The organism is Aquimarina aggregata (assembly GCF_001632745.1).
Lineage (GTDB): Bacteria > Bacteroidota > Bacteroidia > Flavobacteriales > Flavobacteriaceae > Aquimarina > Aquimarina aggregata.
The window spans coordinates 261004-285028 of record NZ_LQRT01000001.1 but is presented as its reverse complement, the minus strand read 5'-3'; the positions used below and the strand labels follow the sequence as shown (position 1 = coordinate 285028).

At 32.0% G+C, this 24025-nt stretch carries 16 protein-coding genes and 1 tRNA gene; 11 read left to right on the top strand and 6 right to left on the bottom strand.

Annotated elements, in window-relative coordinates; translation table 11 throughout:
* Positions 1–73 precede the first annotated feature (73 nt).
* From porL to AWE51_RS01150, 4 genes are all read left to right on the top strand, one after another.
* On the top strand, positions 74–700 hold the full coding sequence (gene porL, locus AWE51_RS01165) for a type IX secretion system motor protein PorL/GldL (protein ID WP_066308267.1): 627 nt from the start codon (positions 74–76) through the stop codon (positions 698–700).
* A gap of 50 nt (positions 701–750) precedes the next feature.
* Entirely contained in the window at positions 751–2298 is a 1548-nt protein-coding gene (porM, locus tag AWE51_RS01160; RefSeq protein ID WP_066308264.1) for a type IX secretion system motor protein PorM/GldM, read from the top strand.
* A gap of 19 nt (positions 2299–2317) precedes the next feature.
* Positions 2318–3208, top strand: a complete 891-nt coding sequence (gene porN / locus AWE51_RS01155) for a type IX secretion system ring subunit PorN/GldN (RefSeq protein ID WP_066308261.1) — start codon at positions 2318–2320, stop codon at positions 3206–3208.
* 69 nt (positions 3209–3277) lie between these two features.
* Entirely contained in the window at positions 3278–4318 is a 1041-nt protein-coding gene (locus AWE51_RS01150) for an NAD(P)/FAD-dependent oxidoreductase (protein WP_066308258.1), read from the top strand.
* Positions 4319–4349: 31 nt separating this feature from the next.
* On the opposite strand, the gene AWE51_RS01145 is transcribed toward AWE51_RS01150, so the two are convergent.
* Positions 4350–4736 carry a DUF983 domain-containing protein gene (locus AWE51_RS01145; RefSeq protein WP_066308253.1) on the bottom strand — a complete coding sequence of 129 codons (387 nt, stop codon included), beginning with the start codon at positions 4734–4736 and terminating at the stop codon, positions 4350–4352.
* Between the two features lie 58 nt (positions 4737–4794).
* Here AWE51_RS01145 and abc-f point away from each other — a divergent pair, with 58 nt between their 5' ends.
* Positions 4795–6717 carry a ribosomal protection-like ABC-F family protein gene (gene abc-f / locus AWE51_RS01140; protein ID WP_066308540.1) on the top strand — a complete coding sequence of 641 codons (1923 nt, stop codon included), beginning with the start codon at positions 4795–4797 and terminating at the stop codon, positions 6715–6717.
* A gap of 222 nt (positions 6718–6939) precedes the next feature.
* A complete protein-coding gene (locus AWE51_RS01135) occupies positions 6940–7395 on the top strand; it encodes a MarR family winged helix-turn-helix transcriptional regulator (protein ID WP_066308250.1) in 456 nt (151 codons plus the stop codon).
* A 140-nt stretch (positions 7396–7535) separates the two neighbouring features.
* Here AWE51_RS01135 and AWE51_RS26325 read toward each other — a convergent pair whose 3' ends face one another.
* Positions 7536–7691 carry a hypothetical protein gene (locus tag AWE51_RS26325; RefSeq protein WP_157765994.1) on the bottom strand — a complete coding sequence of 52 codons (156 nt, stop codon included), beginning with the start codon at positions 7689–7691 and terminating at the stop codon, positions 7536–7538.
* A 499-nt stretch (positions 7692–8190) separates the two neighbouring features.
* Between AWE51_RS26325 and AWE51_RS01130 the strand changes: the two genes are divergently transcribed.
* The 5 genes from AWE51_RS01130 (at position 8191) to AWE51_RS01115 (ending at position 14428) form a co-directional block, all read left to right on the top strand.
* Positions 8191–9357: an efflux RND transporter periplasmic adaptor subunit gene (locus tag AWE51_RS01130; protein ID WP_066308248.1), complete on the top strand. Its 1167-nt coding sequence runs from the start codon at positions 8191–8193 to the stop codon at positions 9355–9357.
* 3 nt (positions 9358–9360) lie between these two features.
* The gene (locus tag AWE51_RS01125) at positions 9361–12588 is read left to right on the top strand and encodes an efflux RND transporter permease subunit (RefSeq protein ID WP_066308246.1); all 3228 of its coding nucleotides are present in this window, start codon (positions 9361–9363) and stop codon (positions 12586–12588) included.
* On the top strand, positions 12572–13933 hold the full coding sequence (locus AWE51_RS01120) for a TolC family protein (protein ID WP_066308244.1): 1362 nt from the start codon (positions 12572–12574) through the stop codon (positions 13931–13933). Before AWE51_RS01125 ends, AWE51_RS01120 begins: the two co-directional genes overlap by 17 nt.
* A 71-nt stretch (positions 13934–14004) precedes the next feature.
* Positions 14005–14187, top strand: a complete 183-nt coding sequence (locus tag AWE51_RS26010) for a CPXCG motif-containing cysteine-rich protein (protein WP_082832265.1) — start codon at positions 14005–14007, stop codon at positions 14185–14187.
* Positions 14188–14355: 168 nt separating this feature from the next.
* Positions 14356–14428: transfer RNA gene (locus tag AWE51_RS01115), tRNA-Met, on the top strand.
* Positions 14429–14965: 537 nt separating this feature from the next.
* Here AWE51_RS01115 and AWE51_RS01110 read toward each other — a convergent pair.
* From AWE51_RS01110 to AWE51_RS01095, 4 genes are all read right to left on the bottom strand, one after another.
* A complete protein-coding gene (locus tag AWE51_RS01110; RefSeq protein WP_066308242.1) occupies positions 14966–15766 on the bottom strand; it encodes a hypothetical protein in 801 nt (266 codons plus the stop codon).
* Positions 15767–15773: 7 nt separating this feature from the next.
* The gene (locus tag AWE51_RS01105) at positions 15774–18566 is read right to left on the bottom strand and encodes a hypothetical protein (RefSeq protein WP_066308240.1); all 2793 of its coding nucleotides are present in this window, start codon (positions 18564–18566) and stop codon (positions 15774–15776) included.
* A gap of 180 nt (positions 18567–18746) precedes the next feature.
* Positions 18747–21506, bottom strand: a complete 2760-nt coding sequence (locus AWE51_RS01100; RefSeq protein WP_066308238.1) for a response regulator — start codon at positions 21504–21506, stop codon at positions 18747–18749.
* A 32-nt stretch (positions 21507–21538) separates the two neighbouring features.
* Positions 21539–24022, bottom strand: coding sequence for a S8 family peptidase (locus AWE51_RS01095; protein WP_066308236.1), 2484 nt, complete (start codon positions 24020–24022; stop codon positions 21539–21541).
* Positions 24023–24025 lie beyond the last annotated feature (3 nt).

Genomic DNA, 24025 nt, shown 5'->3' with positions numbered 1-24025 from the left:
AAAATTTTCTATCAACTACTTAATTACTAACCTTTTTTAACAATTAGATTAAAAAAAACAAAACAAATTTATTATGGCAAATTCAAAAGCAAGTAAAAAATTAATGAATATGGTATACGGTCTGGGAGCGGCCGTTGTAATATTAGGTGCACTTTTTAAAATTATGCACTGGCCTTTTGGTAACGAAATGCTTATCATTGGTCTTGTTACAGAAGCACTTGTATTTACTGTTTCGGCATTCGAATCAGTTGATGATGAATTAGATTGGTCTTTAGTATACCCAGAATTAGCTGGAGGATCAAAAAGAGATAAAAAAGAAAAAGAGACTCCAGAAGGATTATTATCTAAAAAATTAGATGAAATGCTAAAAGAGGCTAGAGTTGACTCTAATCTTATTGGTAGTCTTGGTGATAGTATCCGTAATTTTGAAGGAGCTGCAAAAGGTATTAAGCCAACTGCAGATTCTATCGCTGGACAACAAAAATATAGTGAAGAAATGGCAAAAGCTGCTGCTTCAATGGAATCATTAAATGGTTTGTACAGAGTACAGTTAGATGCTGCTTCAAAACAAGCTGAAGCAAACGCACAAACTGCAGAGTTTGCTAGTCAATTGCAAGAACAGATGAAAAGTCTATCTGGTAACCTTGCTTCTCTTAATGGAGTATATGGTGGTATGTTAACTGCAATGAACAGAAGTTAACATTTTTGAATAAAATATTTTTATAATAACTACCAAAATCTAAGAAGAATATGGCAGGAGGAAAATTATCCCCAAGGCAGAAGATGATTAACCTGATGTACTTGGTTTTCATCGCGATGATGGCATTAAATATGTCAAAAGAAGTATTATCAGCATTCGGTTTGATGAACGAAAGACTTACTGAGTCTAATACGTTAGCAACACAACGTAATACTGCGTTTATGACTGGTCTTGCAGACAAAGTAACTGAACAGGCTGAAAAATATGGACCATTAAAGGCTAAAGCAGATGAAATCAGCAAGTTCTCAAATGAATTTAATGATTACGTAGAGCAGTTAAAAAAGGAAATTCAAGAAACGGCAGATGATCCAACGGATTATGAAACAATGGATAAGCCTGATGCACTTGATAGTAAATTTTTTGAAGGTGGTAAGTTAACTGCCTCAGCTAAAGATTTCGTAAGTAAAATCGATGCATATAGAACTGGAGTTGCCTCTACTATAAGAACAGTAAAAGAAGTAGATGAATCTGTTGCAAATGATGTTGAAAAAACGTTTTCAACTGAAGAAGTTAGAAATAGAGATAATAGACCAGTAGAATGGTTAAAGTATAATTTTGAAGGATTTCCATTAGTTGCTTCTATTACAAAGCTTACTCAGATGCAAGCTGATGTTAAAACTACAGAGAGTAAAGTTCTTTCTGCATTATTAGCAGGTCAACAAGCTTCTGAACTTTCGTTTAGTAATTATGAGGCAATTGTTGTAGCTGATAAAACTGCTTTCTTTAGTGGAGAGAAGTTTAAAGGAAGAATCGTTCTTGGACGTTTTGATGCTACTTTGAAACCAACCAAAGTAATGGTTAATGGAAAAGAGCAAACAGAAGTTCAGAACGGGCAAATTATGTTAGATTTCCCAGCAGGTAATGTTGGAGAAAGAGATGTGGCAGGTGAACTTGAATTTAAAGAAGGAGATTCTATAGTTAAGATTCCTATTAAGAGTTCGTATACTGTAATACCAAGACCAAATTCTGCAGTGATTTCAGCAGATAAAATGAATGTGGTATATAGAGGTGTAAATAACCCTATGACTATTTCTATTCCTGGTGTACCTAATGTAAATGCTAATGCACCTGGTTTAAGAAAAACTGGTGGTGCTGGTAAATATATGATGAATGTTACTACTGTTAAAGCACGTGAAGTAAGTATCAAAGTAAGTGGTAAACTTGCAAACGGTACAAGTGTGAGTGATAGTAAGAAGTTTAGAATTAAAGATATTCCTAGACCTGTGGGAACTGTAAGAGGTGAAGACGGTTCTGTAAAAATGGCAAGAAACGCATTACAAATTTCTTCTATCGGAGCAATTTTACCTGATTTTGAATTTGATATCAAAATTAAAGTTACTGGATTTAAGTTTAAGGTAGAAGGACAGCCTACAGCTAGTGTACGTGGTGGAAGATTAGATGCTAAAGCAAAATCAGCATTACGTAAAGCTAAAAGAGGATCTGCAGTGCAAATCTTTGATATAAAAGCACAGTTATCTAACAATGCAAGTTATAAACTGAAGAAAATATCTCCAGTTATTGTTGAGTTAACAAATTAAAAAAACAAACTAATTAGTTATGAATTTGAGAAATTTTGTATTAACCGTCTTAGGTGTATTTGTTTCCCTTATTTCATATGGTCAAACAAACGTTTTAAACGCGGATACGCCAGATGATATAGGAAAGAAAACGGCTGAACAGATTTTAAATGATAATGATCATCCTTTAGAATATGGTTACGTTGATAAACGTGATGTATTATGGGCAAAAACTACTTGGGAGACTATTGATCTTGATGAACGTATTAATTTCCCATTGTATTACCCTATAGATACTTTTAATATTGGTGTTAATCGTAGATCATTATACGACGTTTTAATATCCAATATCAGAAGCGGAAAAATCAAAAATATTTATTCAGATTCATATTTTACCGAAACTCGTACATTCGATGATCTTAAAAGTACAATGTCTAAAATTGATACTACCGATTTAGGATATGAGCAGTACAATGCAGGTGAGACCGTAGATCCTCAGTATATTAATCAGAGAGATTTAAATTCGGCTGATATTGCAGAGTATAGAATTAGAGGGTATTGGTATTTTGATAAAAGACAAGGAGAGTTAAGATACAGAATGCTTGGTTTAGCACCAGTTGCTCCTGATGTTAACTTTATCGATGATGATGAGCCGGATTTAGTAGAATTGTTCTGGGTTTGGTATCCAGATGCTAGAGAAATCTTACATAACACATCGGCTTTTAACAGAAGAAATACATCAATGCCTTTTACTTTGGATCATATTCTTAATGCAAGACGATTTAACTCTGTAATTTATAAAGAGGATAATGAACAGGGGGATAGGTCGATAGATGATTATATCGTTGACAATGCCTTGATGCAGCTTTTAGAGAGTGAAAGAATTAAAGAGAGTATTCGAAATTTCGAAATGGATATGTGGAGTTACTAAATTCCTTCTTATCTAAAATATAGATAAAACGCCTAACATAATAGTTAGGCGTTTTGTTATTTTTGAAGTATGTTAGATTATATAATTGTTGGGTTTGGTTTATCAGGATTGGCTTTTGTAGAGCAATTAGAAAAAAACAATAAGTCATATGTTGTTTTTGAGGATAGTTCTCAAAAATCTTCTCGTGTGGCTGGTGGATTATATAATCCTGTTATTTTAAAAAGATTTACTCCTGCATGGCAAGCAATCGAGCAAGTTGAAACAGCTGGAGCATTTTATAAAAATATTGAGAAAAAACTTAACCAACCGCTGGTTTTTGAGCTTCCTATATTACGAAGATTTAATTCTGTAGAAGAACAAAATGTTTGGTTTGAGGCTTGTGACAAACCTATTTTAGAGCGATTTCTTTCAGCAGAATTGTACGAAAACACAAATAACGCGTTGGATATTCCTTACCAGTACGGAAAAGTAAAGCATACAGGAAGAATAGCAATTAAAAAACTACTTGAATTATACTTAGGTGTGATTGATCAAAAGAAAAGTTTGTTTAAAGAATCTTTTGATTATGCCGCCTTAAGTACTACTCCGAATTATGTTGAATATAAAGGAGTAAAAGCAAGACATGTGATATTTACAGAAGGGTTTGGAGTACAAAAAAATCCATTTTTTAAGGATTTACCAATAGTAGGCAATAAAGGAGAGTATATAATTATCGAGTCTAAGGCTTTAAAAGTTACAGAAGCTATCAAATCTTCGGTTTTTATAATTCCTTTAGGAAATGACATCTATAAAGTTGGAGCGACCTATAATAACCACGATAAATCTGTTGAAGTAACAGAAAGGGCTAAAGAAGAATTAATAGAAAAATTAGAACGCTTTTTAAAAGTACCATATCAAATTATAGATCAAGTTGCCGGAATACGACCAACAGTTAAAGATAGAAAGCCAATACTCGGGACACATCCTAAATTTGCAAATTTACATATCCTAAATGGCATGGGAAGCAGAGGGATTTTAATTGCTCCTTCGATGGCGCAAAATCTATTCGCATACATAGAAAAAGATGTTCCCTTAAATAAAGAAATAGATGTAAAACGCTTTATGACGTAATTAAAAAGCTTTAGATATGGGTTTAACTAGGTTAAGAGACCGCTTTTTCTTTATTATAATGCATAAAGAAATTAATCCAGATATTTCGCGACAATCTTAAAATAACAGGCAAAAAAACAATCATTGTAATTGCAATAATAAAGAAGGTAACTACTAAGTTAAGCTTAAATAACAAAAAACTAATTACAAAGGCAGCAACTGCAAAAGCAATGCCAACAGGATAACTAACATACATAGCCCCGTAGAAAAAAGAGGGCTCTATTTTATACTTTGTATTGCAATGACTACATCGGTCTTGCATCTTTAGGGTGTGGCTAAGTTTATAGGGATTTGATTCTGTATACATGCTTTCATTTTGGCAAACAGGGCAGTTACCAGTAAAAATACTATAAATTTTAGTGCCTTTTAAGAAGTTCATAAGTGGCTTTTTTGGTAGCACAAAATTAATCATCTTTGCACAAAATATTCAAAAGCTGATGTTAAACATACACAACTTATCAATTTCATTTGGAGGAGAGTATCTTTTTGAGGAAATAAGCTTTATGCTAAGTGCAGGAGATCGCGTAGGACTAGTAGGTAAAAATGGAGCAGGTAAATCTACAATGCTTAAAATCTTATCTAAAGAGCAAGAACCGGATTCTGGTCAAATTGCTATGGATAAAGAAGTAAAAATTGGATTTCTAAAACAAGATATTGATTTTATAGAAGGTCGTACCGTATTAGAAGAAGCGTATGAAGCTTTTATTGAAATTAAGAAGATTGAACGAGAGATAGATGCTATAAATGCACAACTCGCCGAACGCACGGATTATGAGAGCGAAGGATACAATCAACTCATTACGGATTTAAGTGATCATACGCATCACTATGAGATTTTAGGTGGATATAATTATCAAGGTGAAACCGAAAGAGTCTTACAAGGTTTAGGGTTTATGCGAGAAGATTTTAATCGTCTTACCGATACCTTTTCAGGTGGTTGGAGAATGCGTATCGAATTGGCAAAACTCTTACTACAAAATAATGATATACTTCTTCTTGATGAGCCAACAAACCACCTAGATATAGAATCTATTATTTGGTTAGAGAGTTTCTTGAAAAACTATACGGGAGTTGTTGTTATCGTTTCGCATGATAAAATGTTTTTGGATAATGTGACTAATAGAACAATCGAAATCTCTTTAGGTCGTATTTATGATTACAATAAACCATATTCTAAATACTTAGTGTTACGTAAGGAGATTAGAGAGCAACAATTAGCAACACAAAAAAATCAATCAAAACAGATTGAGCAAACCGAAAAATTAATAGAAAAATTTAGAGCAAAAGCATCTAAAGCTTCTATGGCACAATCATTAATCAAAAAGTTAGATAAGATTGACAGAATTGAAGTTGATGAGGATGATAATGCTGTTATGAATATTAGTTTTCCCGTTAGTATACAGCCTGGCAAAGTTGTCATTGAAGCAGAGAGTGTTGGTAAGAGTTATGGTGAGAAAGAAATCCTGAGTGATATTGATTTATTAGTAGAGCGAGGGTCAAAAATAGCATTTGTTGGGCAAAATGGTCAGGGAAAATCTACTTTGGCAAAAATCATAATCAATGAAATATCCTATGATGGTGATTTTAAATTAGGACATAATGTACAAATAGGATATTTTGCTCAAAACCAATCCGAATACCTTGATGGCGAGCTAACAGTCCATGATACTATGATACATGCAGCCAATGAAAAAACAAGAAGCAAAGTTCGTGATATGTTGGGGGCATTTTTGTTTAGAGGAGATGAAGTGGATAAGAAAGTAAAAGTTTTATCTGGAGGAGAGCGAAACAGATTAGCATTATGTAAAATGTTATTAGAACCGTTTAATGTACTAGTGATGGATGAGCCTACCAATCACTTAGATATAAAGTCTAAAAATGTATTAAAAGAAGCATTAAAGAATTTTGAAGGTACGTTGATCTTGGTTTCACACGATAGGGATTTTTTGCAGGGACTTAGTAACACTGTTTATGAGTTTAAGAATAAAAAGATTAAAGAGTATTTAGGAGATATTAATTTTTACCTCGAAGAACGAAGAGTTAATGATTTAAGAGAGATCGAGAAAAAAGATAAGCAGACCAAATCTGTTTCTACTTCAAAAGAAACTGCTAAACAATCTTATGAAGATCAAAAAAAGATAAAATCACTCAATAATAGACTAAGTAATACAGAATCCAAAATCAATAAATTAGAAAAGCAAATCAAAGAAATTGACGTAGAATTGGCGGTAAATTATGATGAAACTATCGCAAAACCGAATTTTTTTGATAGTTATCAGGCTAAAAAAGATGAGTTAGAAGTTTTAATGGAACAATGGGAAGAAATACAAGAAGAAATTGATTCATTAATAAATGTATAAAATACAAATGTTTTTTTAAAGATTTAATCAAAAAAACACTTCTAAATTATGATATTTTTACCGAAAGCATTTTATTTTAAACATTTGATAAATAAGAGTTTGTTAGCTAAAGGTTAAGTGAAAAAATAGGATATACTTTTGTGACATTTTTAGCGTTAGTTGCAGGTACAACTAAATTTTTATAGATATTTTTGTATCTGGAAAAATTAAACAATAGTATTTATGAGTAATACAAAAGTCATTGATTTAAATACCCATGCCTTATCTTGGGTTGGTAAGATTCACTATGATTTTGGGTTTTTGGTTCAAAAAGCATTTCAAGAAAACGGATTAGATTTATCTAAAGAACAATGGAGCGTTCTTAAGCGCTTACGTGTAAATGATGGACAACCTCAAAACGATCTTGCTTTTATAACTCATAGAGATAAAACTTCTATGACTAGGTTAGTGAATACTATGGAAAGTAAAAACCTAGTAGTTAGAAAAAGTGATGAAAACGATAGAAGGGTAAATCGTATTTTTCTTACTGATTATGGTAAAGAAGTCATTGAAAAAGTAAGACCTATAATGTTTGATCTTATCCCTGCAGTTCAAGAAAGTCTTACAGAAGAAGAAATAGAAACCTTAATTGCTACACTCAAAAAAGTGAAAGCTAAAATTGCTGACATAGCTGAGTAAGCTAGACTTAAAAATATAAGGATATCTATTGAAAGTGTCTTTTGTTTTTAAAATTAGATATCACTTGAATTTTTTCGATAGTTCAAGTGATCATACAAAATCATTCAAAAAAAGGCTGCTTTTTAGCAGCCTTATGAGATTTATTCGTCATTACACGAAGGCCTCTGAGATGGTGCTTGCCCACAATGACGACAATAAGATATTGCGGTGTTTCTTCCTCCTTTGATTTGCATACTTTCTAACTTAGAAATGGTTTTTTTGTCAAAAAGTAAACCTGATAATTTCTTTTTTTTCATGATCTAAAATTTAAAAAATAATAATTTCCTTGAACATTTAATGACACCCAAGGTTTGTGTCACTTGTGGAATAAATACATACTTTTTGTCAAGCGTATATTTATTTATGTTGTAGCAAGGTAAAATGTTACCGATTTTTCGGTACTTTCTTCATATTGATTACAAAACTTTAGGAAAACCTGTGTTGCTCCACATCAAAAAACTAATGTATTAAAAGATACTTTTTGGGTGTCGAATGTTTATGATAGTGTCTTAACCCAAAAAAAATAGAAAGCCTAATTGTAATCTTAAAAAAAGTTAAAAATAAGATAGTAGAAATAACAGAATAAGTACGTGTAATACGTGTATTAAAGACCAAAAAAAGCATCTGTGAGAACAGATACTTTTTGTGTTAAAATTGACTATTTTAACTTTTATGAGTTTTTTAACGGCATTACAGTAATAGGGTTGATAGTTTTGTGCGGTATTTCATACGATACTTTGAATACAAATACAAGCTATGAGAAATATTATACTTTCTATCCTTGGGGTAGTGATTATTATTGGAGCCCTTTTTGGAGCCAAAAAAATAGTAGATAGTAAAAAAAGGCCCAAACCAAGATCTTCTAAAGTAGTTAAAACAGTCTTTGTGGATACTGTTCAGAATACAACAATTCCAATTCAAATCGCTGCAAATGGTAATCTTACTGCCAAACGTAGATTAGAGTTATATGCTGAAGTGCAAGGTGTTTTTAAAGGAGGAGCTAAGCTTTTTAAAACAGGGCAGAAATATCAAAAAGGACAATCATTAATTAGGATTGATGCTTCAGAATATTATGCTACCGTACAATCTGCCAAAAGTAATTTGTACAATCAAGTTACTGCGATAATGCCGGATCTAAGATTAGATTATCCAGAAATTTATCAAAAATGGCAAGCTTATTTAGGAAGTTTTGATATGGATAAAGCAACTCCTCAACTACCAGAGACAACTTCAGAAAAAGAGAAATATTTTATAACAGGCCGTAACATTTATACATCATATTATAATGTAAAAAACCTAGAACAGCGCTTATCAAAATATTCGATTAGGGCTCCGTTTAGTGGTGTGCTTACCGAATCTTTAGTTACAGAAGGTACGTTGATAAGGCAAGGACAAAAATTAGGAGAGTATATCGACACTAGTGTATATGAAATGCAAGTAGCTATAGGAAAAGAATATGCTGATCTTTTGCGAATAGGTAAATCGGTAGCTCTTTCAAATTTAAATAAAACCAAGAGCTTTAAAGGAACAGTGACTAGGATTAATGGGAGTATCGATCAAGCCACTCAAACAATTACGGCTTTTATAGAAATCAAAGATCCTTTGCTTAAAGAAGGAATGTATCTTGAGGCGTACTTAGACGCTAAAAAAGAAGAAAATGCGATACAAATTGATAGAAGTTTGTTGCAAGAAGGAGATAAGATTTTTATAGTAAGAGATAGTATTTTGGATGTTATTAATGTAAATCCTGTTTATTTTTCAGATAAAAAAGTAGTGCTTAAAGGAGTCTCAGATGGTGATGTTATTGTTAATAAACCAGTCCCAGGAGCTTATGCAGGTATGTTGGTGAAAATATACCAAAAGAAAAACTCTTCAGAATCGAGAGCTTCAAACGCTAATGCAAGCAGAAATATAAAACAATAACTCATGCGTAAGATTATTGCTTATTTTATCAAATACCATGTTGCGGTAAATGTTGTCGTGATTGCATTTTTTGCTTTTGGTATTGCGGGAGCCCTCTCGTTAAAATCTTCATTTTTTCCTTTAAGTGACTCTAAAAATATAGCGGTTACGATTACTTATCCAGGAGCGTCACCACAAGAAGTAGAAGAAGGGATAGTACTTAAAATTGAAGATAATTTAAAAGGATTAGATGGGGTAGATCGAGTAACATCTACCTCTAGAGAAAATAGTGGAACCATTAACGTTGAAATCGAAAAGGGAAAAGATATTGATTTTATGTTGTTAGAAGTAAAGAATGCTGTAGATCGTGTTCCTTCTTTTCCAACAGGTATGGAGCCCTTGGTGGTTGCAAAGCAAGAAGCAATACGACCAACGATCAATTTTGCGGTAAGTGGTAATGAGATACCCCTTTCAACATTAAAACAGATCGCCAGACAAATAGAGAATGACCTTAGAGGAATCGATGGTATTTCTCAGATTAATATTTCAGGCTATCCAGCAGAAGAAATTGAAATAGCAGTAGATGAAAATAGTTTACTTGCTTATAACCTTAGTTTTAATCAAGTTGCACAGGCTGTAAGCCAAGCAAATATTCTTACTACCGGAGGAACGATAAAAACAGAAGCAGAGGAGTATCTGATACGTGCAAATAATCGATCTTATTATGGTAGTGAATTATCAAATCTTATTGTAAGAACCGATCTCTCTGGGCGTACAATACGATTAAAAGATGTTGCAACACTGCGAGATCGCTTTTCTGAAACCCCTAATGCGACATATTTTAATGGGGATCTTGCAGTAGATGTACAGATAACAAGTACAAATACCGAAGACTTGATTTCTTCAGCCGAGAAAGTAAAATTATATATAGAAGATTTTAATCAAAAATATAATAATGTGCAGCTCAATGTAATTAGTGATCGATCAATTACATTGGTACAAAGAACAGCATTGCTAACAGAAAATGCGATTATAGGAATGCTTCTGGTGCTTATCTTTTTATCTCTTTTTTTAAATACGAGATTGGCATTTTGGGTGGCATTTGGGCTACCAGTGGCGTTTATGGGGATGTTTATTTTTGCGGGACAGTTTGATGTAACGATCAATGTGCTTTCTTTATTTGGGATGATCATCGTTATCGGGATATTAGTAGACGACGGGATTGTTATTGCCGAAAATATATATCAGCATTATGAACGAGGTAAAAACCCTGTACAGGCAGCAATTGATGGTACTATGGAAGTGATTCCTCCTATTATTTCTGCAATTATAACAACAATCTTAGCATTTAGCATTTTTCTGTTTTTAGACGGCCGAATAGGGGAGTTTTTTGGAGAAGTATCCGTAATTGTAATTTTAACCTTAACCGTCTCGCTGGTTGAAGCACTTATTATTCTTCCTGCTCATTTGGCACATTCAAAAGCACTTAAAAAGCAAAGTAAAGAGCCTAAAAATGGTATGGGAGCTGTTTTTGCAAAGCTTCGCTATATTAATACATTTGGGGATCATATCATGAAATGGTTACGTGATAACTTATATAGCCCGTTACTGCGTTTTACCCTGCAGAACAAATTTTTTACATTTTCTGTATTTGTTGTTTTCCTTGTTTTAGCGATAGGAAGCATAGGCGGTGGGATCGTGCGTACCTCAATTTTTCCTCAGGTAGCAAGTGATCAAGTAAGGATCACCCTGAATATGCCAAATGGTACAAATGAAAAAACAACAGATAGTATTATTTCTTTAATAGAAGTAAGAGCGGTAGAAGTTAACAAAGAGCTGACCGAAAAATATTTGAAAGATCCTATTTATGAAGGCAAAGAGCTATTTAAAAATATAATTAGTAATAGAGGTCCTGGATCTTCTTCAGCAGCATTGGCTATTAATTTATTACCAGGAGAAGAACGACCAGATGCTGTATCATCATCGATGGTTACTAATCTGATTAGACAAAAGATGGGAGAGGTTGCCGGAGTAGAAAGCTTGGTGTATGGTAGTGGTGGTAATTTTGGAGGAAGACCAGTTTCGGTTTCTCTTTTAGGTAATAATATTGCTGAGCTCAAAGCAGCCAAAAAAGAACTGAAAGAAACCTTAGTTGCAAATGCTTTATTAAAAGATGTTACTGATAATGATCCAGCAGGGATAAAGGAAATCAAATTAGAGTTAAAAGAAAATGCATACTTACTAGGCTTAAACTTAAATGATGTGATGCGCCAAGTAAGGGCAGGTTTTTTTGGAGTACAGGCACAACGATTTCAACGAGGTCAGGATGAGATACGGGTTTGGGTACGATACGATCGTGAGAATCGATCTTCTATTTCTGATTTAGAAGATATGAGAATTAGTACGCTCACAGGAGAAAAAATACCGCTTACCGAAATTGCCAATTATAGTATCGAACGTGGAGATGTAGCGGTTAATCATTTGGATGGGCGACGAGAAATACAAATTTCTGCAGATATTAAAAATCCTGAGACAACAAGTTCTACAGATATATTAACCGAAATTAGAACGGTTACTATGCCGGAGATTTTATCTAAATATCCAACAGTAACTCCCTCTTATGAAGGTCAAAACCGAGAAGCTGGTAAATTTTTAGGATCACTAGGCCCTGTTGGACTTACTGTTTTAGCCTTGATCTATATTACAATCGCTTTTACCTTTAGAAGTTATAGTCAACCATTGTTACTATTGTTGCTAATTCCGTTAAGTTTACCTGCTGTAGCGTTAGGACATTGGGCTCATGGTTTTTCGATCAATCTACTATCATTGTTAGGGATTATTGCACTTATAGGTATTATGGTAAATGATGGATTGGTATTGATAGGTAAATTTAATAGCAATTTGCGTGAAGGACTTACTTTTGATCAGGCAATTTATGAGGCAGGAAGATCTCGTTTTAGAGCTATATTTCTGACTTCATTAACAACGATAGCAGGATTAGCACCACTTATTTTTGAAGAAAGCAGGCAGGCAAAATTCTTAATACCAATGGCTATTTCTATAGCCTATGGGATAGGTTTTGCGACTGTGCTTACCTTGTTAGTACTACCATTATTTTTATCTTTTAATAACAATATAAAAGTAGGAACTAAGTGGTTGATTACGGGTAATAAAATTACAAAAGAAGAAGTAGAAAGAGCAATTATAGAACAAAAAGAGGAACACGAAGAACATCATGAATTGCAAGCATAATATTTATAGCATAAGACTAGTTTTCCTACTGTTTTTAGTTTCCGGAAGTTTAACGGCCCAACAACTAACAAAAGAAGAAGCTATTCGATTAACATTAGAGAATAATTTCGGAATTCTTATTGCAACGAATACTATTGAGGTTGCTAAAAACAACAAAGGAGTGCTTAACTCCGGATATCTGCCATCATTGGTAGCCAGTGGGGGTGCTAATTATCAATCTGCTTCTAGCAATACCTCTTTTCAAGGAGCGATTAATCCTAATACAGGACAGCCCAGAGAAGATATAGAAATAAATGATGCCGAAACACAACGGTACAACGCGGGACTAGATCTTAATTATACACTTTTTGATGGGTTAGGACGATACTACAATTATAAAAGATTAAAAGAACAATATAATCTTAGCGAGTTACAAGCTAGAGAAACAATAGAAAACACAATGCTTCAATTATTTTCTGTATATTATGAGGTTGCCAGATTATCAGAAAACGAAGAAATTCTCAAAGAAACATTGCAAATTTCTAGAGAGCGCGTTACGAGATCAGGTTATCAATTTGAATATGGTCAAAATACCAAGTTAAATGTGCTTAATGCTCAAGTAGATGTGGCTAATGATAGCATTAATTTGCTAAACACGCGTCAACAATTAGTAAATACTAAAAGAGATCTTAATGTCATTTTGGATAATGATTTAGAAAAAGGATTCGAGGTAGATACTATCGTAAAATTCATTCCTAAAATAACACTAGACGAGTATTTAGAACAATCTTCAGAAAATAATGTAACATTATTACAAAACCAAAGCTCGCTTAAGATTAGTGACTATGATATAAAAGTAAGTAAATCCGGATATTTGCCTACAATTGGATTGTCGGGATCTTATGGGTGGAACGAAAATAGAAATCCACCTTCGGCCTTTTTTCCTGGTAATGTTGGAGATACCTATACTTTAGCAGCTGGAGTGAATCTTACGTGGAATCTTTTTGATGGGGGAGGTACTATAACGCGAGTAAAAAATGCTAAAATAGCACTAGATAATCAAGAAATTCTAAAAAGACAGGTAGTTAAAGAAGTAGAAAGGGATATAGCTAATGCCTTAGGAAATTATAAAAACCGTTTAAACGTATATAAGATTCAACAACAAAATGTAGTTACCAATCAAAATAATTTTGAACGCTCCCAAGAGCGCTTTAAATTAGGGCAGATTACTTCTATAGAGTTTAGACAGGCACAGATTAATTTGATTTTGGCTAGAACAAATAAAAATGCAGCAAAGTACGACGCAAAAATAGCAGAACTACAACTATTGCAATTAACAGGTCAATTATTAAATATAGCGTTTTAGTTCTCTTTTTGTGTTTCGAATGTCATATTAATCTTGTCTTCGTGTTTTTACAAACTAATAAATAATAGATAATGTTCGAACATTTTTTTCAATGTCCATATTGTTGGGAGGAGATTTCGATGCTTTTGGATCCATCTGTTGGGTATCAAGCGTATGTCGAAGATTGTGAGGTTTGTTGCAACCCTATAGAGCTACATCCCAGGTTTGAGGATCAAGAATTAATATCTTTTGAATCAATTAGCATAGAACAGTAAAATTAAATATCTTATTTTTAAGGTGTTGCAATATTTTTACTTTTTTTATTCAAAATAGCCTTGTTAAGTTCAAAAAGGGTTGTATATTTGCCGTCCGTAAGGAATGATACATAGCTTGTCGGAATTATGACCCGAAGTTTTAAAGACAAGTAAGTTATGATCATATATCGCGGGATAGAGCAGTAGGCAGCTCGTCGGGCTCATAACCCGAAGGTCACAGGTTCGAGTCCTGTTCCCGCTACTACGATAACCACCTCATTACGAGGTGGTTATTTTGTTTATGGATGTTTTTTCTTCTTCCCAAAAGAGTGAAAAACGGTACTTTTCTTAAAAAAGTACCGTTTTTTCATTTTTTTATCGCTGAGAGCAATTTTGACCACCCTTAATCAAGTTGAGTTTTATTGTTTGATTATGGAGTAAATGTCTAATATACTCTGTATTATTTTGATTTTTTTGCAAGAAGTTATTGTTGTTAAATAATTTGTTTTTTTGAGTCGTCTAGGGTGTTTACCCGAGATATTTTGATTTTCGTTAAAAATTTAAGAATAATCAATGTTTTAAATATTACCTTGAGTACAAGAAGCTCTGATAAACAATTGTTTGTCAGGATTTTGATTTTTTAAGAGCAACGAATAGGGCAACTTTTTTTAAAAATCGTATTACAACCTAAATTTTAATAAAAATTTAAAATCAAACATCATTATACAAATAGGGTTACAAAAAATGTTAAAAATATTATTAAGCAGACAGTATTACTTTTTATTTTATGTTTTTTAAATCACCTATCTGGTCTTAGAATATTTTGAAAGGTTACAACACGTTTAAATTCAAATGTAAGTTCTTGTGATAGAAATCTATTATTAATATAATTAATCAAAAAAATTGGCATTTTAGCAGCTGTGTCTGCAGTTTCATTTTTGTATATTTCATATCCAAATGTGAACTTTTTAAGATTATTATTGTAATCATTAGCAAGACCTCTTAGTTTTTTAGTGTACTCGTCTCTATTCAATATTTTTTTGACAAATAGACGTTTATAATAAATTGAAAAAAAGACAGAATACAGGAATTTACTCACTCTCGACTCAACATAGTTAGCTATAGCTTCATTAGCAAGCTGATAAGGATTTTCTGATTTAATTCGTTTATTTTCTGATTTGACATAAACATATTTACTTTCATAATATTTTTTCGATTTAAGAAATATTTCTTTAAATTTTTTATCTTTTTTAACCAATTGATATATTATTGCATGTGTAAGTTCATGATAAAGCAGAACTATGGATGCAATTTCATTTATTAACACTATTGAATCATCCTTCAATATATTTTCTTCGGCAAGTCTATCGGGGTTAAATTCCTCAAGAAGCTTAAGATTATGATGAAACAAAAATACTTCTCCATTCAAAGTTAATGCTAATGCATCCAAACTTTTTGCTTCTTCTATCTCTCTCCAAGTCATCTCTTTAATATTAATGTTTAATTTCTTGGTCAATTTAGGAATAGATGAAAAGAGTCTTATACCATATTTTTTATCAAGATATATAACGTGCCATATATGCTCATCAATTATATTCATATTTATACTAAATTTGCATCCCAGTAATAGGGTCATATTCGACTTCAATAGGAGCTACTTGATCTGTTGGTAGAACTTCAATCCATTGGTCAAATATCTCAAAATCCTTGGTTGTTTGTGCTTTAAAACCTCCGTCTAATGGGTAAAAACCATATTCATACACTTTATTAAGAGGGGTGGCTCTAACTTGATTATCATCGTCTATTTCGGGATATTTATCTACCTCGTTACTTTTTTCGTGTTTTGAGGTAACTTTCTTTGCTAAACTTTCTAGTACATGTCCTATAGTTTTATTTAGAAACTCTGGCTCATTACCCTTGTAAATTGCATTTTCATCAAAACCTTTTTCTACCTTTTTTAACCAATTTAAAGCTTCCTCTTCTTTCCCCGGTCTTATAGGTACTATAGCCTTAACCCAAGGTGCGTTAAGAAATGCATTTCGCATATTATCCCCATCTAGTTGCATTAACCAGCCTAATGAGCTCCCTAACTTTGCTGGTTGTGATTCATCTGTTATATAATAGTTATTATCCCTATTAGATCCGCCCCAATTTACATTTGCTTCGCTCAAAGTATAACTAGATCCATCACTTTTTTTAAATTGACTACTATGTGAATTGAAATTTTGCTTACTAGGTGAATTCCTTTGAGGTTTCCAGTAATCTGGAGCTACGAAATAAAGCATTTTTTGAATATCGAATATCGAATTTATAACCTCGGAAATTATGTGCTGTTCATTTGGATCCACATAATATGTTTCACTCATTGCTGAATCCGTTAATGATTTAATCAAGTTTCTATATACGATTATTCTTTCTTCTTCTCTAAGTTCTTCAAATTTTCGACTTTGTATATTGCTGGCCTGATTGATTCTTTCTTTTACTGTGTCAAAATATGATTCTTTTGTAGCTTTATCTACTTTAAGTTGATATGAATCTTTTAATTCTTTGTTCATCTCATTAATCTTATCTATTTTTTCTTTTGAAGGCTTCCATGTTGATTTTAGATTCACTTGCATGTCCCATTTATTATTAAAATTAATTAATTCGTATGTGACTTTAATTTTATTTGAATTGGGAATCGTTTCTATTCTTAAATCACATAAATTTTGATTTTTGCTTGTTAAGACGGCATTTTTTAACTCAAAACCTGATTCTGGAGGAAATAACTCAAATTCATGAACATGCTCAATAATATGATTACCCACATACATATCTCCTCCTTGGTCAGTCTCTCTTCCTCCTTTATACGTTCTGTCGGGTCTAGGATCCCAATTATTTGGGTCATCAATAGGTACAAAAGGTAAATTAATAGGATAATCTAAATGTTTTAAGCTTGGTGTTCTGACTTCGTCTTCTCTGGGGATATTATCTAAATCAGCTGGTTTAGCTACATGCAAGAGGTTAGCTAACCCTAATTCTTCGCCAGGATTATCAACAAAAGTTTGCCAGCTTAAGTAAGTGCCAATATCTTGTACTTGGACGCCTACTTGCCGCATTTTCCTTCTTAATTCATAGTTTATAAGTTTATCTGTATCATTTTTTAACGTATACTTTTTTGTTTTTACCTCGGAAAATTCATCAACACTTTTGAAATTAGTTTTAAAACTTTTTCTAATTTTTGATGAAATTTTTGAAGATTGTTCTCTTAATCTTTTGTGGGTCTTTTCTTTGGATTTATTTCTAACTTGATTGTAATCCAAACTTGTTGAAGCATTCATACTTCCAGTTCCCCATGATTGTTCTACATCAACTGAGGCTCCTAAGGATAAATCTTGATTATTTTCCTCTCGAACAGCATCAGAAATTTCATCACTAATAGTTTCTTCCTTTTGTGCCTCAGTCGTAGTTTCGTAGGATTGCTCTACAGATTTTGTTATTGTTTTCTTTTTTGAAACTTCTTCAATAAGTGTAACACTACTACCAGGACTAAGCCATACATGATCAACAGGAGTTCCTAAGAAAGTGTCAAATTCAAAAAAATATTGTCTAAAGAGATGTACTATACCTATTGGTGTTAGAACTATGTTTTTCATGTCCTTAGGAGCATCAAATACAGCTTCAAGAATTGATTTGTTAAAATCTAATAGTCTCTTCCTTCTATCACTAAGAACTTTCGTGAAATGTTCTTTTTGAGATTTTACAATGTTTTGAATTATTTTTTTAGATTCTTCAATACTTTCGACATCCTTTGAGGATAGGAGAATCAACAAGTAGCTTAAAAATTTTGATTCAGTTTGAGTTTTTACTTTATATTTCGCTTTTATGTGTTTTAATTCTTTAATATATATATTATTTTTATGATCATTATTTTTTACAAAGTGTTTTTTATGTAGGGCATTGCATTCTTTGTTATAGTGGAACTCAATTTGTTCTTCAACTTTGTTTTTAAATTTTTGTAAATTATCAATATTAGCGTTTACATCTTTTGATACAAGTTCTACTGTTTTTTCAAAAAAGTCTGGAGCACTAAAGTCTATCAAACTGTTAAGGGTCCAAAATACCAAGCTTAAATTCATTATGTCAAAATCATAAAGTAGATTCACTAATGTTTCGTTTATTGAATCAGTTGAACCTAAACTGACTTTTAATTGACATGAATTGAGATCCTCATTAAATTTTAAATCAGCCAACTCTGGAAATCCTTGAAGAACAGATTCAAATTGTTTCAGATGATCTGGAGTCTTTTTAAATCTCTCTTCAATTCTTGTTGATTTCCACCCAAGAAGAGGAGTATAAACTCCAAAAATTTCACTTGCATAGGGTAATGTTCCTTTGAACTTTTCTAAATTTAATTTCATAATTTTCTGAACTTGAGAATTAATAATGATTATAAGAAGTGGAGAATCGAATTTACTACTGACTCAAAAAGAATACCATCACAAATACGACAGAAACTATCAGAAATACGACAAGTCAATGATAATAGTAGTTAGGAAGAGTTTTTAATGTTGGATTGCCTGATAAAATAGTAAGAAGGCTTACTTAAAATCGGTAGGACTACACCCATACTTTTCTTTGAATCTTTCAGAAAAATATGATGGACTGTTGAAACCAGCATCATAAGCTACTTCTTGGATTCTAATTTTCGGATCTCTTTTTAGTAGTTGTGCTGCCAATTCTAGTCTATGCGATTCAATAAACTCAACAGGAGTTAATCCAGTAAGGGCTTTTAGCTTACGTTCTATGGTTCTTAAACTAGGACTAAGGTGTTTACTAAGTTCCTTTACATTAAAAGATGAATCAGTTAGTTTTTCATTAAAAACAACTTCAATTTTTTTCAAAAACTCATTATCAATTGGAGAAATGTCTAATGGGTTAACTTTAAAAATAGATACTCCACTATATTTTTCTTGTAGCTTTTGCCTAGATTCAAGTAAGTTTTTGACTTTTGCTATTAAGATCTTTTTACTAAAAGGTTTATAAATATAGTCATCAGCTCCAGTTTCAATACCTGTAAGTTCGTTTTCTTCACCAACTTTTGCGGTTAGAAGTATTATAGGTATATGACTAGTACACTCATCGTTTTTTAATTCATTGACTAGAGCGATACCATTTTTAATTGGCATCATAATATCCGAGATGATAATATCAGGTATTTGTTCTAATGCTAATTCAATACCTTTTTGCCCATTTTCTGCAATAATAACATTATGATTCGTTTCAAATGTACTTTTAAGAAGGTTACTAAGCTCTAGATTATCTTCAACTATAAGTAATATAGGTAGTTCTTTTATGATTTCGTTTTTTGCCTTTTCTTTAGCAGGAAAACTATTGATTAAATTATGATTTTTGTTTTTGTTTTGTGGTTTAGTGTTTATTTCTGAATTAGCAAAAGAACCTTTATTAGTAGGAAGTTGTATGTTAAAACTTGTCCATTCATCAGGTTTGCTATCCAAAGAAATTGAACCTTTGTTTAAGTTTACTAGCTCCTTTACTAAAGATAATCCAATTCCAGATCCTTCTTGATTTTCATTTACCTGATGGAATCGTTCAAAAACCTTAACTTGTTGTTCTTTAGGAATACCTTTGCCTGTATTCTTTATTTCAAGATTCAATAAATCTTCTTCAATAAAAGCAATGATTAGTATTGTACCATTTTTTGGAGTGTTTTTAAATGCATTGGATAGAAGGTTAATTGTGATTTTTTCTACTACATCTCCGTCAAACCAAGCTGTATTTTCTTTTCTATCTATATTTATTTTATAAATGAGTTCTTTTTTAGAAGCTAGGTTAGTAAATGAATAGGCTATAGAACTCAACAATTCAAATATGTTACCTTCTTTTACTTTGAGTTTTAGATTTCGTGCTTCAATTTTTGATAAATCCAGTAATTGATCTACTAAATTTAATAATCGAACATTATTTCGATGTATCATTTCGAAATTTGTACGGTCTTTTTTTGAAAGCTTGGTTTCTTCAAGCTTTTCTTGAATGGGAACTGAAATAAGAGTAAGAGGGGTTCTAAACTCATGAGATATATTGGAGAAGAATTTACTTTTAAATTCATTAATCTGCCTAAGTTTGTCATTCTCCAACGCTTTCTTAAAGTTCCTAAGATCTAAATAGGATATTACACTCATAAAAAGTGTGGTTTCTATCACAACGAGAGGAACTAGTATAAAAAAATTATTTAAAATAATGCATAGTACATAACCAATTAATAACATCATACTACCAATGAAAATAATAGCTGTATATGTTAGTTTTCTTTTCACAAACATATATACTACAAATGCTAAGCTTATCAGAGATAAAATATACACCGAGGTTTTCATTATATCCTCATGATAGGCGTAAAATGGGTTACTGATAATTATTATATTATAAATAACTATGAATGTAATGAAGAGATAAATCGCAAAATTATAAAGTGGATTTAGTTTAGGATAATACTGTTTAATATCAATAAATTGTTTGGCAAAAAACATATAACTCAAATTTGCGAGCATTTGGCAATTTTGGTTCAAATAGAAATATAGATTTGGGTGTATTTCTGAATAAAAATTATAAAAAAATGGAGTTCTATAACCATAATTAAATACTAGAAAAAAAAGATACAATGCGTAAGACAGAAAATATACCTTTCGCATAATTAAATAATGCAAAAGCATAAAAATGAATGATATCATTATCATTCCAATCAACAAGAAAAACAGAAAATCATAAGTTACATTATCCAGAAGGTTCTTGCGAAATTCTGAATTTTCAGATAGAGGTTTTTCATTATAGGCTATCACATTATTTTGACTATTTATGGATTGTAGCCCATAAATGGTCATGGGTTTATTATGGGTAAAAAAAGGTTTTGAAAAATCAATATTCTCCGTTTTGATAAGTGCTTTAGAGGATTCTTGTAATGATACTATTTTTTTAGTTGGATAGGAAAGTCCTGATATAAAATGTTTGTATATGCCATTCTTTTGAGGAACATACAATGTAATCTTATCTGTAACAGCGAAGTTAAATTCAATATAGTCAGGTTGAATATCTAGATCAACAATAAATGTGAAGGTATTCCAATAGGAAGTTCCTATTTTAATATTTTTAATATCCTTATCGGAGAAATCTTGGAGATTAATTTTTAGAACATCATCTACACTTATTTCTTTATTAGTCGAGTAATAATGATTTTCGAAACTTTTAGGAACATTAATTGAATCAATAACAATGCTTTGACTATTACAGATAATAATAGAGGAGAGGATGAGAAAGGTTAAGAGTATATTAGGAACTTTCAAAACAGTTTTACATATTTAATATTTTTTAGCTATTAAACTTTAACAAGATTTTCAACCTTAACTCTCTGAGCAATTTCAGTATAGATGTCCTGAGTATTTTCAGGGGTCTCGATAGAGACAATAAGGGAATATCTGAGTCTTTCGTTAAATTTTTCTTGTTTATTCAAGTTTTTCCACCAGCCTGAGGCAATGGGGTAAATAGCAATATATTTACTTGCGGAAGCTTCAGCTGCAGAAGTCTTCCAGAAATTACTGTGAATAGATCCTTTAAAAACATTATCCGCTCCTAAAGCCCATTTGATATTGTTAACGCTTTCGATTTCACCTTCCGGTAACCTTTCTTTCTTTCCTATGCCTAAATCTTCTTTTAGTTGTTCTCTTGCGGCATTGTTAATGCGGAGCATAAAGTTCTCAGGGGTGTCGTTTGGAGGCATCAATGCAAATCGTAAACCTACAGATTGATATGAGTAATTATTAGTATATCCTTTTTCACCAGGATTTGGCTCTATAAAATAGGAAAGAGTTACTCTTATTGTTACATCAAGATTACCTAATGCTTGAAGGGTTTTCTCTGGCCATGGGAATTCATAAAAATGTACCTCATTAGTTCTGGAACTCTCTCCGTCTTTTTTAATATACGGTTGAATAATTTGTTCTGATACAAAAGTCAAATAATTAGTTTTACAAGAGATTGCTTTTTCTAGATTTGGAACCCCATAACCAAATGTTCTTAGCATTTTAATTATTGAAGCCTGAGAGCCATTGAAATTTAACTGATTTTCCATAGCCTCTGTCCAAGAGGCTGAATGAATCATCAACCCTCTTAATGTTTCTTCCCAAGCATCTGAGTAAGCATGTCTCAATTTTGCCATGAAATTTGAAGCAAAAGCAGTTGCAGCACTTGTGGCATTTATTGTGGTAAGTTGGTTAATTACAGCATTACTTGAAGTGGTTAAAATTTCCAAGTTGTCATCAAAATTAATATTTTCATTATCAAGTCTGATTAGGTTACCTCCTTCAAAAACCACATCTGGTTTTATGGGCCAATTATTCTCCCAAGAATTTGATGTTCTACTAAAAGGAGATAATTCATTAATGTTTGCCAATGTACTTGAATCAGGAAGGGTTTTCTCTGTGTAAGCACCTACTGAAATAGCATTCCAAGATTGAGCAGGACTTTCAATTTGCAGATTAAAATTATTCTCAGGATAATCAGTATAGCCATCCTCTTGTCTCACATTGCCTCCACTAATAATAAAGATTTTTTTATCTTCTTCATCTTCACCGAAGGTTAAACTATCGATAGTAGCTGACCAAGTAGATGGCTTACCAAAATCAAAAAGAAATTTGCCCGTAATTGCAAAGCAAAATATTCTTTTGATATTTGGATTGTTAATTATAGCAATGCTAACTGCATTTTTAGTAATTATGGGTAATTTCCCAGTTTCATTCTCATTATTTTGAGGAATAACTTTTACTGATTCAATTTTGTGATTTATAATAATTTCATCATAATTTTCTAATGTATCATTTAGGTCTCCATAAATGGCAACTCCGGCCATCCTAGTTCCATGTTGTCCTGTGTCACTTGTGCCCCAATTTTGATCGACAGTTAATTTATCATTATCATCAAGAACAGGAGCAATTAGTATATGTCCATTATTAACACCAGTATCTAGAATCGAGATATAATTATCCGAATTATTAAATGTGACATTATTAATAGCACTTTTTAACCAATCTTCTCTTTCAATTAATTTTTGATTCAACCAGAAAGAATTCAACTCTTGCGGTTTTCTTAATTCAGCAACATATTTAAATGATTTTATTAGTTCATTGAGTTGATCAAAGTTAGCTTTGATAATAGAAATTGTTCTTTCAGGAAAGAAAATATAGTCATCAACAATTTCTACATTAAAAAGATCGCATAAATTGACAAACTCTCCTTTTATTTCATCAAATGATTTAGAGTCTGTACTTAGCCATAGTTCGCACCATATAGCATCTTCTTTTGGCATGTACTCTAAAGGACTACTCCAAAGGTTTTCTATAGTGGATCTTGAAACACTATCAATCTTTGATACTAAGTCTTCATTAAATCTTCTTTCAATTCCTACATTGGAATACCTTTGAACTTTACCTATTAATTTATCTTTCTTTTCAGATGGAATGTAAATAGTTGCTAATTCTTGTTTAGAATTTTGATCGTATTTTACATTAAGTAATTGAGCTCCACTAGAATCTAGTGATTTCACATTGAGATTATATTCACTCGCACTTTTAAAAGTTAAATATTCTCCATCTTTAACTGGAAGATTTTGCTGCCTTCTATTATTTAACTCTTGGTCGTATCCATTCCAAGCACTAGTCAAATCATTGAAAATCTTAGCTCCGTGATTCTGTCTATTCCTTTCCGGAATTTTATTTTGACTTTTTATTGCTCTAGGAGGAACTTTATATTCTTGTGAAGTATGTATTTGTTTTACAAAAAGATGTGGTTTAAAATCTTCAGCCATAAA